The 15764-nt window shown below is 42.5% G+C and carries 16 protein-coding genes and 1 riboswitch; of the genes, 15 read left to right on the top strand and 1 reads right to left on the bottom strand.

What is annotated here, in order from left to right; all coding sequences use genetic code 11:
- The first annotated feature begins 21 nt into the window (after positions 1–21).
- The 6 genes from AC6CIB_RS02275 to AC6CIB_RS02300 all read left to right on the top strand — a co-directional run bounded on the left by AC6CIB_RS02275 (position 22) and on the right by AC6CIB_RS02300 (position 5137).
- A complete protein-coding gene (locus AC6CIB_RS02275) occupies positions 22–1656 on the top strand; it encodes a hypothetical protein (RefSeq protein WP_498277746.1) in 1635 nt (544 codons plus the stop codon).
- 98 nt (positions 1657–1754) lie between these two features.
- Entirely contained in the window at positions 1755–3608 is a 1854-nt protein-coding gene (locus AC6CIB_RS02280) for a phage tail protein (protein ID WP_498277747.1), read from the top strand.
- 5 nt (positions 3609–3613) lie between these two features.
- Entirely contained in the window at positions 3614–3796 is a 183-nt protein-coding gene (locus AC6CIB_RS02285; protein WP_498277748.1) for a hypothetical protein, read from the top strand.
- A gap of 5 nt (positions 3797–3801) precedes the next feature.
- The gene (locus AC6CIB_RS02290; protein WP_498277749.1) at positions 3802–4086 is read left to right on the top strand and encodes a hemolysin XhlA family protein; all 285 of its coding nucleotides are present in this window, start codon (positions 3802–3804) and stop codon (positions 4084–4086) included.
- A gap of 17 nt (positions 4087–4103) precedes the next feature.
- Positions 4104–4295, top strand: a complete 192-nt coding sequence (locus tag AC6CIB_RS02295) for a hypothetical protein (protein WP_498277751.1) — start codon at positions 4104–4106, stop codon at positions 4293–4295.
- On the top strand, positions 4295–5137 hold the full coding sequence (locus AC6CIB_RS02300) for an N-acetylmuramoyl-L-alanine amidase family protein (RefSeq protein WP_498277752.1): 843 nt from the start codon (positions 4295–4297) through the stop codon (positions 5135–5137). Before AC6CIB_RS02295 ends, AC6CIB_RS02300 begins: the two co-directional genes overlap by 1 nt.
- Before the next feature lie 18 nt (positions 5138–5155).
- Here the strand turns inward: AC6CIB_RS02300 and AC6CIB_RS02305 are convergent, their stop codons facing one another.
- Positions 5156–5353, bottom strand: coding sequence for a hypothetical protein (locus AC6CIB_RS02305; RefSeq protein WP_498277754.1), 198 nt, complete (start codon positions 5351–5353; stop codon positions 5156–5158).
- 238 nt (positions 5354–5591) lie between these two features.
- A riboswitch (purine riboswitch) is annotated at positions 5592–5693 on the top strand.
- A 122-nt stretch (positions 5694–5815) separates the two neighbouring features.
- Between AC6CIB_RS02305 and AC6CIB_RS02310 the strand changes: the two genes are divergently transcribed.
- From AC6CIB_RS02310 to menC, 9 genes are all read left to right on the top strand, one after another.
- Complete coding sequence (locus tag AC6CIB_RS02310; protein WP_498277755.1) at positions 5816–6403, top strand: xanthine phosphoribosyltransferase; 588 nt, start codon at positions 5816–5818, stop codon at positions 6401–6403.
- A complete protein-coding gene (locus tag AC6CIB_RS02315) occupies positions 6403–7707 on the top strand; it encodes a nucleobase:cation symporter-2 family protein (protein WP_498277757.1) in 1305 nt (434 codons plus the stop codon). The genes AC6CIB_RS02310 and AC6CIB_RS02315 overlap by 1 nt, the downstream gene beginning before the upstream one ends.
- Positions 7708–7883: 176 nt before the next feature.
- Positions 7884–9446 (top strand): fatty acid--CoA ligase, encoded by a 1563-nt coding sequence (locus tag AC6CIB_RS02320; protein ID WP_498277758.1) that lies wholly within the window; start codon positions 7884–7886, stop codon positions 9444–9446.
- A gap of 169 nt (positions 9447–9615) precedes the next feature.
- Positions 9616–10005, top strand: coding sequence for a cell wall hydrolase (locus AC6CIB_RS02325; RefSeq protein WP_498278618.1), 390 nt, complete (start codon positions 9616–9618; stop codon positions 10003–10005).
- Positions 10006–10247: 242 nt separating this feature from the next.
- Positions 10248–11105, top strand: coding sequence for a MurR/RpiR family transcriptional regulator (locus AC6CIB_RS02330; RefSeq protein ID WP_498277760.1), 858 nt, complete (start codon positions 10248–10250; stop codon positions 11103–11105).
- 15 nt (positions 11106–11120) lie between these two features.
- Entirely contained in the window at positions 11121–12500 is a 1380-nt protein-coding gene (locus AC6CIB_RS02335) for a YjiH family protein (RefSeq protein WP_498277761.1), read from the top strand.
- 17 nt (positions 12501–12517) lie between these two features.
- The gene (locus AC6CIB_RS02340; protein ID WP_498277763.1) at positions 12518–13636 is read left to right on the top strand and encodes an amidohydrolase; all 1119 of its coding nucleotides are present in this window, start codon (positions 12518–12520) and stop codon (positions 13634–13636) included.
- 16 nt (positions 13637–13652) lie between these two features.
- Positions 13653–14489, top strand: a complete 837-nt coding sequence (locus AC6CIB_RS02345) for a GNAT family N-acetyltransferase (protein WP_498277765.1) — start codon at positions 13653–13655, stop codon at positions 14487–14489.
- Positions 14464–15576 (top strand): o-succinylbenzoate synthase, encoded by a 1113-nt coding sequence (menC, locus tag AC6CIB_RS02350; protein ID WP_498277766.1) that lies wholly within the window; start codon positions 14464–14466, stop codon positions 15574–15576. The genes AC6CIB_RS02345 and menC overlap by 26 nt, the downstream gene beginning before the upstream one ends.
- Positions 15577–15764: the final 188 nt, after the last annotated feature.

The raw sequence follows: 15764 nt of genomic DNA on the forward strand, positions 1-15764 counted from the left end.
AATGAAAGGAGCGCGATCTTTTTGGCGAATTATAAACCGTTAGGCGTTCCGTTTGATCGCACTTTTCGGAATGACTTAAATGAAAACTTTAAAAACTTAAGCGACTCGTTTGACAATGCGGTCGAGAATGTTTCGGGCGAGGCGTTTGATAAAGTCGTAGACAAAGCGCGGATAGAATGGTTGGCACCTGTTAATACTTTCGCAGATTTGGCGACAACGTATCCGGACGCTACAGAAGGCAAAACTGCTATGACGAGAGACACTGGAAAAGTTTATCGTTTTGATAACGTTGGTTGGGGTGAAATACAGGAAATAGATGCGACTCCAGTTAATGAAGTAGATAGCCGTCTTAGTGCGGAGTTGGCAGAAAGATCGACAAACACAGTTTATGTAGAAAGTTATAAAATCCAAGTGCCGGAAACAGATGATACCGCAAGAATTAACAGGGCTATCGTTGCGGTTGGAGCAAATGGTAGACTTATAATTGCACCAATTAGTTATAACATTAGCGGAAAAATAACTTTTAATAGCCATGTTTTTTCAAGCGGAGCAATCTTTAATGTAACGGCTAATTTGCCGATAGCGGTTGAAGTAAGAGAAAGTACAGGGGCAACCTTATTTAGAGGTAAGACTGTCCATTTACCTGATATTATCAAGCAAACAAAAACTTGGGACGGTACGGATGTAGGTTTACAATTAACCAACATATATGAGAGTGAAATTTTCTTAGGGAAAATAAATAACTTTTCTTACGGGGTTCGTGTAACAGCTTTCGGAACAGGCACAAGCTATAACAACATTTTTGTGAAGCGTCTCGACAACAACAAAGTGAATATGCAATTAATCCCCGGAGATTCAAGTGCATGGGTGAATGAAAACAATTTTTACGGAGGTCGTTTTTCTCATAACTCAGATGAAGGAACTAGTGTTGTAGGATCGAGACAAATTTTAATTAGTGAGGCTGGGTTTTCTTGTAATAATAACAATTTTTATAAGCCGTCTCTAGAGGGAAATGTACCTGAATATCACATTGAATGTTGGGGTAAATTTAATTATTTTTATAGTGGACGATATGAGGCTACTGCACCAAAAGTTGCATTTAGAGCGATAGATTCTGTTAACTTTGCCCATTCAAATGTTATTTTTTATGGTTATGATGCACATAAAATTCAAATTACAGAGGATGCCAACGCAAAGTGGAATCACGTCTATAACAGAGAGCAATTAAAATTACACAGTACAACCAGTAAAGCAAGTATTGTAGGAATAAACACCTTTAGTAATAACGTTCATACATTTGCGGTAATGGACGCTTTTTCCACTTTAGGTTCTGACCCAGCAACCGAATACACGGCAGGGATTGGAGCTAACTATTCTAGGTACAAAAGAAAAACAGATACAAATCCAAGGGTAGAAATAGATCACCAAAATGCTAAAATCAACTTTGGTAGTGGTAGTGTGGCGGTTGATGTGAATGCGTATCGATATGGATCAATAGGTTTAAAGACAGATTATAAATTACTTGCTGTTAACGGAATAGGTATTGGTAATAGCGTAGCAGCAACAACTTTAGGAACGGTAATAAAGAAGATGGAAGTGTTTGATGCAAATGGAGTGAGTCTAGGGTTTGTTCCTATCTACGACTCAATCACTTAATGAACCATAGGATTACATTATGTAACATCAGCAACACCAACGGGAGCCCATCGCGGCTCCTTTTTTAATTCCGCAAACCTCGGAAAGGAGGCGACTAAATGCTCGAAATCACATCGCTATCAGGCGAATCAGAATTACTCGCCAACTATACCGGACTAACGCGCAACTCGGCAGTGAATGGAAATCGTTCGCTGTCTTTTTTATTGCCGAAAACCAGCGTTAATGCTCAGGCGTTCAACCTAGTCGAAGAGGAAGCGGTCGTAACCGATCAGTCAACCGGCGACCAGTATCGAATCAAATCGCTCGAGGAACGCGCAGTCAACGGCACTCCAGTCAAGCAAGTTTTCGCCATGCACGTATTCTTTGACCTTATCGACGAGTATCGCTACACCACGCTAACGAACGGCTTTAAATCGCTCAATCAAATTCTATCGCATATATTTACCGGCACGGATTGGACGTTCTCAATCGTCGATTCATACGGCACGCTCGAGTTCGAAAACTTCGGCGATGACAACTGTATTGCGTTATTCAATAGAGCGCTCGAACGATTCGGCGCAGAATTCACGCTAAGCGGAAACGACGTCATTGTCCGCAATAAAATCGGCTCGCTCATCGACCTGCAGTTTCGCTACAATCACAATATCAAGTCGTTCAAGCGGTCGCTCAACACGTCCAATCTGTCGACATACATTCGCGGGACAGGTAAGAAGGACTCGGAGGGGAATCCGGTTGTGTCGGCTGAGTACACATCGCCAAATGCCAGTGTGTTCGGTATTCGAAGCGCACCGCCTTATTCAAACGAAGCCATCACGCACGAGGCGACCTTATTGGCGAATCTGCAACGAGTCCTACAAGACACGCCGGAAGTCACGATCGAACTCGACTTTGCGGTGCTGAAGGACGCAGGCTACACGAAACCGAAGCCGGAACTAGGCGACATTGTACCAACGATTTACGAGCCGTTGAACATCGACCTCGACCTTCGCGTTATGGAAATCGAGGACTATCCGGATTCAAATAAGGCGCCCAAGTTAACGCTTGCGACTACGAAGCAATCTTACGCAAAGTCGGTCATGTCGTATCAGAAAACCTTGCTCGATAAGATTTACGACGAGAACAGCGGTAAGTTGCGATACAACGTGTATGACGAAGCGGTTCAGCGCGCGACCGAGGCGTTGAATAACTCGTTGACCGAACTCGAATATCCGGAAGGCATGGGTATTGTCGCGAGGGATCCGAACGACCCGAATCGGTTTGTCGCAATTAGGTCGGCTGGAATTGGCGTCACAACAAATGGAGGAATCGATTTTCCAAACGCAATTACCCCTGACGGAGTGGTTACGAATTTATTAACTGCCGGCCAAATTAAGACGAACAATATTCAAATTATCGGAAATGAAGATTTATTTTATTGGGATGGGACACAATTAATCGCCATCGATGCAACAGACGCAAACAAATACATCAAACTTACGTCAGGCATGCTCGAAATATCAAAGGGCGCTATCAAACTAATTCGACCGGACGGCTACACGCTTATCAATGATGGATACCTGCAAACGGACTACACGGTACAGATGCATTATCCGGCTTATTATGAAGCGCCTATCGAACCATCGAGCTTTTGGATGACGTCCACGTCTAGCTCCTATGCGCCATGGGGGTATTTCAACCTCAAGCATCAGTCACGCTACCTAAAGCTCGGCGTATTTACGAAAACAGACGACGGGGCATCTACTGCTGCCGTACGGGTTCGTGATGCGGAAAGTGGTGCACTGCTAGGCTACGGGGGATCTAACTCAACTAGCTCGGGCGGTCAGCCGGAAACTATTACGATAGACCTCGGCATACCTACAGGCGGAAGGCGGGCGTTTTACCTCGACTTACGGAGTACTGTGGCAGGCGCTAAATCCTACGCAAGGATACTTCAGGCATATATGGAAGGGTGATACGGATGAATGAGAACGGATTTTTAGTGTATTGCGATACGGCAGAAGACGGGAGTATTACGGCGTTTGTTGCTGGCGAAAAAGTGATACCGGACCGCCAATACGAATACTTCTTCTTCGTCGCCGAGGCAGTAGACCCTTCCGAATACAAAGTCGAAAATAAATCGCTTGTATTGAAGGAGGTGTAGGCGCCATGAATGAACCGCAACACAGCTCGCGGGAAATCTACGACATTCTGACGGAATTAAAAGTAGACATCGGAGTGATTAAGACGCAAGTAGGGTATTTTTCGGAAGTGAAAACAACGGCACAAAACGCGGATGATAAAGCGGATAAGGCGTTGGCATTAGCAGAGGAAAATGCGCGGGATATAAACGAAATGAAAGCGAATAATCAGTTTCGCTTTAACGTTATGGTGGGTGCGATATTAACTATTACGGGATTTCTCGTAACGGTAGGTATCGCCATTTTTAGTTAGGAAAGGAAGCGAAATATATGAAGGAAAGACTTAATTCGCTGATTGACGTACGGAAACTAACCGCGTTGTTAATCGTGATTTTATTTATTGCGTTGTCATTGTTGGGAACGCTCGAGGTTAACTTCATTCAAACGGTCATTATCAGCGTCATCTCATTCTACTTCGGTAAATCCACGGCGCTAGACACACCGAAAGAAGGCGATAAGTAATGGCGCTTAAAGTAGCAATAGACGCAGGGCACGGACCGAACACGCCAGGGAAACGTTCACCAGACGGCATGCGCGAATATTGGTTCAATAGTGTTGTCGCTAAGTATATGAAGGCAGAACTTGACAAGTACGAGGGTGTAGCGGTCATGTTCACCCATGAGGATGGTCGTGACGTTTCGTTAACTGACCGGACAAACAAGGCGAACAGATGGGGCGCAGACGTACTCGTATCTCTTCACGCTAACGCTAATACCGGGCGAATGGGGAGTTGGGGAGGCATTGATACTTTCGTTTATGGTACGGTCGGGCACTCGTATAAAATCGCTAAAATTGTTCAGCGGAATTTAATCGCAGCTACAAAGTTGAGGGATCGCGGAGTTAAGGTCGCTAATTTTCACATGCTTCGAGAAACGAAAATGCCGGCAATCCTTATCGAGCACGGCTTTATGGATTCAACGACAGACCTGCCGTATTTAAAATCGGACGCATATCGCAAGCTTTGTGGCGAAGTAGACGCACGCTCAATCGCAGAATACTACAAACTAAAACGTAAGCCAGAAGCGAAGCCTCAAGCGCCATCACCGAAACCGCAACCGAAGGAGGATGATGATATGTTAGCGAAAGCAATCGTAATCAACACGTTCAACGACTACCCAGCAGCCGAAGGTCTTGCCGTTAGAATCGACTGCCCGATTTATCCACGCGGAGCTATCGCGGGAAAAGTTGCGAAGGAATTAATTGTAATTGGCGGAGATGATAAAGGCTTAGTCGCCGATAAAATAACGGTGCTTAGCGGTAAAGATCGCTACGAGACTGCGAAGAAAGTATCGGAATTCATGTAAAGAAAAGCCCTTCGGTGGTCAGTCGCTACCGTTGGGCCATTTTTCTTTCGAGTATACATATGCGGTAAATGCTGCAACAATCGGATCCTTATCGCGAATAACAACATCGAAGTTAGACTCGGCCACGTATTCGCTGGCACCGTCTTGTTTAACCGTCACACTAACGTCAGGATCGGCTCCGTCTCCCGGAATCATTAATATCGCCATCTTCCTCATTTTTCCACCTCCTCCGAATATAATAATTCGCCGACAATAAAAAATATCCTGCCGACATTGCCGACATTTCTTCGTTAAATTTTGTCGGTCACTTAAATCCTACCGACATTTTTGCCGACAGCTTACCGATATGCATTGGCGTGAATATATCAAACACGAACGAAAAAGAAAAGACGTACCCTAATCGTTAGGAAATACGTCTTTACAAATTCGAAAATATCCGATATAATCCGAAATATCAACCGAATAAAAGCACACTCATATAATAGCGAGGATATGGCTCGCGAGTTTCTACCGGATTACCGTAAATGATTCGACTATGAGTGAGCAATGGATTGTCCGTCAATACGGACGCTCTTTGCCTAACCCAAAGGTCATTGTCTCACTCTAGCCAGTGCACAATAGCCTTTGGGTTTTTTTGTAGACTTCCAGGTTCTATTACATTAAAGGAGCGTTTTGATTATGAATTTATTAAAATACAAAATTGAAGATGAAGGTGTCGTCCTTTCAGATACTGTATTAAAGGTAGATTCATTCCTGAATCATCAAGTAGACCCAGAATTGATGATGGAGATCGGGAAAGAATTTGCACGTCGTTTTAAAGATCTGGGAATTACGAAGGTGTTAACCATTGAGTCGTCCGGAATTGCTCCTGGCGTGATGGCTGCTCTTCAATTGAATGTTCCACTTGTATTTGCACGTAAGCGTAAATCGTTAACTCTTTCAGAAGGGGTTCTTACATCAACGGTATACTCCTACACGAAGCAGGAAGAAAACACAATCTCAATTTCTAGTAAATATATAAGAGAAGATGACCGTGTGCTATTGGTGGACGATTTCTTAGCAAATGGACAAGCGGCTTTGGGATTAATCAATTTAGTTAAGCAAGCTGGCGCCCATGTTGCTGGAATCGGGATAGTCATAGAAAAGTCATTTCAAGACGGAGGGAAGCTCGTACGTGAAACAGGATACAGAGTTGAATCATTAGCAGAAATCCAATCCCTTGAAAACGGGAAAGTGACATTTAAGCAAGAGGAGGCGCGGGTATAATGAAAAATCAGCCTATAAAACTAGCGTCACTCGGGATTCAACACGTTCTTGCTATGTATGCGGGAGCGGTCATCGTTCCACTGATCGTAGGAGGAGCATTAGGATTAACGGGAGAACAGCTCACTTATCTGGTATCCATTGATATCTTCATGTGTGGGATCGCCACCTTATTGCAAGTATGGAAGAATCGTTTCTTTGGGATAGGACTTCCGGTCGTACTCGGATGTACGTTTACGGCAGTAGGACCAATGATCGCGATTGGTGGGCAATATGGCATTTCAGCGATCTACGGTTCAATTCTGGTTTCAGGTTTATTCGTAGTTGTAATCAGTAAGTACTTTGGGAAGCTGGTTCGTTTCTTCCCTCCTGTAGTGACTGGCTCTGTAGTAACGATCATAGGGATTACCTTGATACCAGTAGCCATGAACAATATGGCAGGGGGACAAGGTAGTGCTGATTTCGGTTCATTAGAAAATTTGTCTCTTGCTTTTGGAACGTTGTTCTTTATTTTAATCCTCTATAAATTCTTTACAGGTTTTGTTCGCTCTGTCTCCATTTTACTGGGATTGATGGCAGGAACAGCCGTAGCATTTGTTTTAGGCAAAGTAGATTTTAGTGCGGTTGGGGATGCCTCCTGGTTTCATATGGCAAAACCTTTCTACTTTGGAATGCCGACGTTTGAAATAACAGCCATTCTAACCATGATACTAGTAGCAATGGTGAGTTTAGTGGAATCAACAGGTGTTTATTTTGCTCTTGCAGATATCAGCGATAAAGAGGTTTCAGAAGAGGATTTATCAAGGGGCTATCGTGCTGAAGGGCTGGCAATCGTACTAGGTGGTTTATTCAATGCATTTCCTTACACCGCTTATTCACAAAACGTAGGCTTGGTACAGCTTTCAGGAGTGAAGCGCAACAGTGTGATTTATGCAACAGGAGCATTTCTCGTGATTCTTGGATTGGTACCTAAGATTGGTGCTTTAACGACAGTGATCCCTTCTTCAGTATTGGGCGGTGCGATGGTGGCCATGTTCGGGATGGTCGTAGCTTATGGGATTAAGATGCTTAGCCATGTAAATTTTGCATCTCAAGAAAATCTATTGATTATCGCGTGTTCAGTTGGAATGGGATTAGGAGTAACCGCTGTTCCTGAATTATTTGCTCAATTGCCATCCAGCATTCGAATCTTGACGGATAACGGGATTGTTGCTGGAAGTATAACAGCCATTGGACTGAATATGTTTTTTAACGTGTTTACTAAACGCAAGCTCAATGTTGTGTTGAATGAGCAGAAAGCTTCGTAATCATTGTAGTAGAAAGAACGTCACCTTTACACTATTGGAAGGTGACGTTTTTCTTAATGAAATATATTTCTGAATTATCAGATATTAAAGAAGGGTAAACGTACAACTATCTCGAACATAATTGATTAGGGAATGTTGCAGTAATGGGATGTACCTTAATTAAAAGGGGGAGAAATATGTACGCAACGACAGGATCTATTTTTGATCAAACGGTAGTGAAATTTCGAAACAAGGAGGCGATTGTAGAAGAGAAAACAGGTACTCGGTTAACTTTTGCCCAGTGGCAGGGTGAAGTTCATCGTGCTGCCAATGCGTTGCTTAAGGCAGGTGTAAAGAAGGGAGATCGGGTTTCGACATATCTATTTAATACGCTGGAGTTAGCAACAGTGTACTTTGCGTGTGGAAAGATTGGTGCGGTAATTAACCCAATTAATTTTCGGTTAAAGGCTCAAGAAATAAACTACATTTTAGAAGATGCCGAACCAAAGGTCGTGATATTTGAAGAAGCCCTCACCCTTCCGATTGAGCAGATTTCACAAGACTTTCCACAGACCCTTTTTTGGTATGTTGGAGACGATGACCCTACCTTTGCTCAAAACTATAAAGAGATTGTGAATCCTTGTTCAACTGACTTAATAGACATCTCGGTAGAAGAAACTGACGCATATGCAATTATGTACACGAGCGGGACTACTGGGAGACCAAAGGGTGTGCTGCACAGGCATAGGGATATGGCTGAGCAAAGCTTGATTTGTACGTCTGTTATGGGATTGACACCAAATGACATCGGACTTGTTACAGCCCCTATGTTTCATTGTGCCGAGCTTCATTGTTGTTTCCTTCCACGTGTTCAAGCGGGAGCGAAGAATATTATCGTTCATCAGTTTCAACCACAAACCGTATTAGAAGTGATTGAACGGGAAAAGGTCACCTCCTTTTTCGCTGCGCCAACGATGTGGAAAATGCTTCTGCAACATGGGGTAGATGATTATGATACTTCTTCTTTACGTATCGGTCTCTATGGGGCAGCACCAATGGCGCCAGTTCTTGTGAGAGCTCTCCATGAGAAAATGAAGATTGACTTGATACAAGCCTATGGTCAGACTGAGATGGGTCCGGCGGTTACCTTCCTTCTCCAAGATGAACAGCTAACTAAGACAGGCTCGGCAGGAAGGGCTGCCTATAATCATGAAATACGGGTAGTCAAACCGAATGAAAATGGTCCTTCTGAACCGGATGATCTTTGCAAGCCTGGTGAAGTCGGGGAAATCATTGTTCGCGGTTCCTGTACAATGCTTGAATATTTCAATCGCAAGGAAGCGACGGAAAACGCATTATATAAAGGCTGGTACCATTCCAGTGATCTGGGTTATATAGATGAGGAGGGGTATCTATACGTCGCTGATCGGGTGGATGATATGGTGATATCGGGGGGAGAAAATGTGTATCCCCGTGAGGTCGAGGATGCACTCCACGCATACGAAGATATTGTAGATGTAGCCGTCCTAGGTCAGCCTCATGAAAAATGGGGAGAACAGGTGATTGCCGTTGTTGTTTCCCAAAATCCTTCATTGTCTTCGCAAGATCTCGATCTCTTTTTGAAAAATGGGGATCTGTTGGCCGATTATAAGAGGCCGCGTGAATATATATTCGTAGAAGAACTTCCCCGGAATGCAAGTGGTAAGATTCAAAAGTTTTTACTTAGAGAAAATATTGTTCGGAATGAAAATATAAGATAAAGTGAAGGTCCTTTAATGGGACCTTCTTTATATTTTCTGATGATGTCGATTGGGCACTAAGTATAGGACAGTCCGACCATCCATATATTGATATGAGGATATGAGGGAGGGTGAGATAGTGCCATTAATAAAACACAACGAAGAAGAAGTGAAACTTCTTGCCAGATTAATGAGAGCAGAAGCTGAGGGTGAAGGAAATCAAGGGATGATGATGGTCGGGAATGTAGGTGTAAATCGGGTATTAGGTGATTGTTTGGATTTTAAGAATATCAGAAGCATTAAACAAATGGTTTACCAAAACCCTGGAGGATTTGAAGCAATTCAAAAAGGATACTTTTATCAAAGGGCAAGAAGTAACGAACTCGACATGGCTAGAAAAGTAATAAATGGTCGACGAATACATCCTGCAAGTTTTAGCATGTGGTTTTTCAAGCCATCGGGTAATTGCCCAAGCAAATGGTATAATCAAGCAAACTCTGGCCGATTTAAAAGTCATTGCTTTTATCAGCCCACCCGTACTGATTGTCCAACTGTTTTTCAATCCGGTTTGCAAGGCTAGGAAGGATAGATTTATATTGTTTTGAAATTATCGGACAAAAACCATTTGAATTTTTCAAGTGTTTTTTGTTTTTTTGCTCTGTTCAAGTCCCCTTGTTGAAAAATGGGTGATGGGGAATTTAAATTAAAGTACATTTATTCTTAAATATCAGAATTATAAAATTTCTCATTGAATATGAAGTATATAATGCAATATACTATAAAAAACGAAGGATTTACTTCGGTGAACAGAAAGGAGTAGTCATGGTTCAAAGATCAATTGCACGAATCATTAAAGAAAACTATTCTTCCTTATCTGCCGGGCAAAAAAAAGTGGCTGAGTTGATTCTTCAGCATCAAGGTGAAGCAGCGATACTCACGGCTTTTCAGATGGGGAGGAAAGTTGGTGTAAGTGAAACAACTGTGATTCGATTAGGATATGCATTAGGCTTTAAAGGATATTCTGAAATGCAGGAAGTGGTGCGGAGGGATTGGTTAGAGAAGAAGCAGGTTAATGAAAATGAATCATTTCCTTCATCCTCAACAGTAGGTGATGAGAAGAGTGTATTCAGTAGGGTCATTGAGAAAGAAAAATCCGTACTAGAGCAGCTAATGAATCAATTAAACGTGAAAGAAATATGGAAAACCATTGATCGCTTAATACAATCAGAGCGAGTTTATATCGGTGGCTTTGGAAGTTCTTATGGAGCGGCTTATTGGATGTATTATACGTTAAAACAATACAGGGCAAACGTATTCCTCTCTAGTCCAACAGGATTTTCCCCTGAAGATATATGTGATTTGGATCAACGTTCTACTGTGGTTATGTTTTCGTTTCCCAGGTTCCGTACTGAATCCATTGAGCTTGTGGAGAAGGCAAAAAAACAAGGTTCTTATGTCATCGCGATCACCAATAGACAATTATCACCCCTCGGGCAGCTTTCTGACCTTACACTCACAACCGAAGAAGGGATGAATTCAGGACATCATTCGATTGCATCTGTCGTTAGTTTAGTTGAAATCATACTAATAGGTATTCAACATCGAGATCAAGACAACATAAGTATTCGCCAAAGAAAGCTAGAGCAATTATATACAAATCAGGGGTTATTTATCGAATAGAGGGGTGGAGAGTTTATGAACGGGTTATCACAAACGAATGAAAAGATAGAAGAGAAAGCATTTACCACAAGTGATATATGGAAATTCCTGATTCCATCATTAATTGGAATCCTTTTATTTATTGTACCGATTACAACAGGGGATGGCATCACGATTCCTGTCGCTTATTTAGCCGGACAAATTAATGTGTATCTAGGTGAAGTGATCCCTGGAATGACTGTGCTGATTATTGCGCTCTCTGTCATAGGGTCACTCATAGCAACAATAATCAAACCAGCTTTTATTACAAAGAGTCGTTATTTGAGCACTCTTTTAATCATTAGTCCGTTTTGGCTTTCAGCACGTGTCCTTGGCACGGTGTTTGCTGTGATGACGATTTATCAATTAGGACCCGTTATGGTTTTCTCAGAAAGCACAGGTGGACTCTTAATCTATGATCTGATTCCTATTCTATTTTCTACTTTTCTACTGGCAGGTCTACTGCTTCCGCTCCTTCTTAATTTTGGATTATTAGAGTTCTTTGGTGCCTTATTGTTGAAAGTGATGAGACCTGTTTTCACATTACCTGGCCGTTCTTCACTTGACTGTCTGGCATCGTGGGTGGGAGACGGCACAATAGGAGTTCTTCTGACGACCAAGCAATATGAAGGAGGGTATTACACCAAACGTGAAGCGGCTGTGATTGCCACTACCTTTTCGGTGGTCTCGATTACGTTTACGATCGTAGTCATTTCTTATTTGAATTTAGAGCAATATTTCCTTCACTATTACGCAACGATTATTTTTGCCGGGCTTGTAGCGGCATTAATCATGCCACGTATACCGCCATTATCAAGAAAACCGAATACGGGTTATGAAAGAACGGATTTAAAGAACGAAACAGGGATTCCATCCGATTTCTCCGTTGTTAAATGGGGGTTTCATCAAGCTGTAACGAAGGCTAAAAAAAATAATGGACCTGTGTCTGTCGTGAAAGAAGGCATTCAGAACGTAATGGATATGTGGCTTGGGGTCTTACCAATCGTTATGGCGATAGGGACAGTCGCATTAGTGATAGCAGAGTATACGCCTTTCTTCACCTATCTTGGGAAACCTTTCGAACCTATCCTGACCCTCATGCAAGTTCCTGAAGCAAGTGAAGCGGCCCAGACCATGGTCGTCGGGTTTGCCGATATGTTCCTTCCTGCTGTCATCGGTAGTGGAATTGAAAGTGAACTTACCCGGTTTGTCATTGCATGTGTATCTGTTACACAATTAATCTATATGTCTGAAATGGGCGGATTGCTTCTTGGTTCGAAGCTGCCTGTCAGTATCGTAGATTTGATCTTGATCTTTTTAATCCGGACATGCATTACTCTACCCATCGTCGTAGTGATTGCACATATGATTTTTTGATAGGAGGAAGAAACATAATGAACTTTGTAGATGATCATCATGATGAAATTCAAAAAACCTATCAGGAGCTGCATCGACTGGCTGAACCGAGCTGGATGGAGGAAAAGACATCCAGCTATTTAAAAACAAAACTTTCAAAGGCAGGCTTTACAATTAGAACGTACGAAGGGCATTACGGATTCATTGCAGAATTAAAGGGTAAGCAATCAGAGGTAATTGCTCTTCGTGCCGATATGGATGCATTACTACAAGAAGTGGATGGAGTGGTTAAACCGAATCACTCATGTGGTCATGATGGCCATAGTACGATGGTATTGTATACAGCCCTTGCTCTAGCGAAGAAGCCCCTGAAGCATACGGTTCGCTTCATCTTTCAACCTGCTGAAGAAAAGGCAGCGGGGGCACTGAAAATGATAGAAGAGAATGTTCTTGATGATGTAAAGTTTCTTGGTGGTATTCATCTTCGACCTGAAATGGAGGTTCCTTATGAAATGGCCGCTCCCGTCATCGTTCATAGTTCTGCTGCAACGCTAAAGGGAACCATTAAAGGAATACCTGCACATGCAGCAAGACCGGAACATGGGAACAATCCCCTGGAGGCAGCGTCTTTATTGATTCAAGCGGTCAAGCAAATCAGAATGAATGTCAACAATCATTATTCCATTAAGGTCACGGAGCTACACGGAGGCGAATCATCCAACTCCATACCGGAAAATGCGCATTTCACCTTCGATTTAAGAGCTGAATCGAATGACACCATGGCAGCATTATTGGAAGAATCAGAACAGGTGATTTCAGGAATACAACAGGAGACGAAAACCGACATCACTTATCAAGTGGAAGAATATCTACCAGCGGCTGTAAAGGATCCCCGGGCAATCGAGCTAGCTCGTGACGCAATTCGTTCGGTTCTTGGAGAGGAGAATGTGACATCAGAATGTATCTCTCCTGGAGCAGAAGACTTTCATTTTTATTCCATCAATCATCCTGGAGTATCTTCCACTATGATTGGGCTTGGATGTGGTCTCTCACCAGGATTGCATCATCCTTCCATGCGGTTTAATCAAGAATCTCTAGTTTATGGAACAAAGATATTAATACAGATGTTATTAATAGCAGATCGGCAAGACTGGTAAAGAGGAGGTAGAGATCGTGAAACATAAGGTACAATCATCATTGAAGATCCGGATGCTACACTCTGTAGAGGATTTAGAGGATGTCAGAAGATTAGAGTCACTTGTGTGGAGTTTTGAAGATTCTGTACCGGTTAATCAGAGTGTAGCTGTGGTGAAGAACGGCGGGTTCATTCTTGGAGCGTATTATCAGGAGAAGCTTATCGGCTTTCAATATAGTTTTCCCGGTTTTGATGGGAAAAAGGTGTATCTTGTATCCCATAGTTTAGGGATCCATCCCGATTTCAGGAGATTTGGGATTGGAGAAATGCTGAAACGTGCACAAAAAAATACGGCTGGCGAGATGGGATATGATGTCATCACCTGGACGTATGATCCGTTGGAAACAGTGAACGGTAACCTGAACTTACATAAACTTGGAGCTGTTGTGCGTACATATATCCACAATATATATGGAGAAATGGCCGATCAATTGAATGCAGGAATAGAGACGGACCGGTTTTTTGTAGAGTGGTGGATAAGTCAACCGAAGAGTAATAGTGTGACAGGGTATAACCTTCATTCTGCTATTGATTTAAAAGAATGTGAACATGGTTGGCTTGTAGATAAGGTAGATTTAACCCTCACCCATAATCACATTTCCGTTTCAGTTCCGGGCCATTTCCAGGCGATCAAAAGGACAGACCTTTCACTTGCAATAGATTGGCGGAAAAAAACAAGAGACGTCTTTTCTCATTACATAAATCATGGCTGGATCGTGACAGACCTCGTCAAAGATAAAGAACACCACGGGCAATACCTATACCTCATGGAGAAAGGTGATCATCATTATGGAAATCAAACGAATCATTCTTAGACAGATCAAGATGGATTTACTGTATCCTTTTACGACGAGTGTAGGGACGGAAACGGATAAAACGATTATTCTCGTTGAAGTGAAATCAGCTTCAGGGTTCTCAGGATGGGGAGAGTCGGTTGCGATTACCCAGCCGATTTATAACGAAGAAACGGTGGAAACCAATTGGCATATGATGAGTGACCACTTGATTCCACTTCTTCAGAGGGAAGCGGTCCAACATCCTGATGAGGTGTCCGGCAGATTTAAGAAAATCAGAGGCAATTATAATGCGAAAGCGGCCATCGAAGGTGCTGTTTGGGACCTATATGCAAAGGAAAGCAACCTCCCATTAGCAAAAGCACTAGGTGGGACGAAAGATAGAATCGAAGTAGGAGTAAGTGTAGGTATTCAGCAATCCGAGACACTTATGTTAAAACAAATTGAAGATTATTTGAAAGAAGGATATAAGCGGATTAAGGTGAAAATTCAACCAGGATGGGATACCGAAATCATCAGGTCGATTCGACAGGAATTTCCGAAGGTTCCACTCATGGCCGATGCAAACTGCGCTTATTCTCTAAATGACATTCAGATCCTCAAAGCTCTGGATGAATTCGATTTAATGATGATTGAACAGCCAATGGATCATGATGATATCATTGATCATGCAAAGCTGCAGTCTCAACTTAAAACGCCTATCTGTTTAGATGAGAGTATTCACAGTTTTGAGGATGCGAGAAAAGCAATTGAACTCGGAAGCTGTAAAATCATTAATTTGAAAATTGGACGAGTCGGTGGGCTCACGGAATCAAAGAAAATCCATGATTTATGTGTGGAGCATAATGTACCTATGTGGTGTGGGGGGATGCTTGAAGCAGGGATAGGAAGAGCTCACAACATCGCCATCACGTCATTAGGGAATTTCACTTTGCCTGGCGATACGGCACCATCTTCTCATTATTGGAAGCGGGATATCATTCAACCTGAGGTGGAAATGAAGGATGGATATATATATATACCTGAAGCACCTGGCATTGGATATGAACCGGATTTGGATCAGATAGAAGCGTTGACCATGTATAGTAAAGTTTTTCATCTTTCATAAGTTCAGTCGATTATGAAAGCCGGTTTTGAGGGAGTGCGAACGTTTGTTCTTTATGGTGTAATCAAGCATGTTGGTATGAAAATACCCGTAATATCGAGAAAAACAAAGATAATGAATAGCGAATGCAGAAAAATGTCTGATGATCTACTTAAACAAAAATAGAGCATGGTGAGCCCATGCTCTTAGCC

The sequence above is a fragment of the Rossellomorea sp. GQ25 genome (assembly GCF_059758515.1).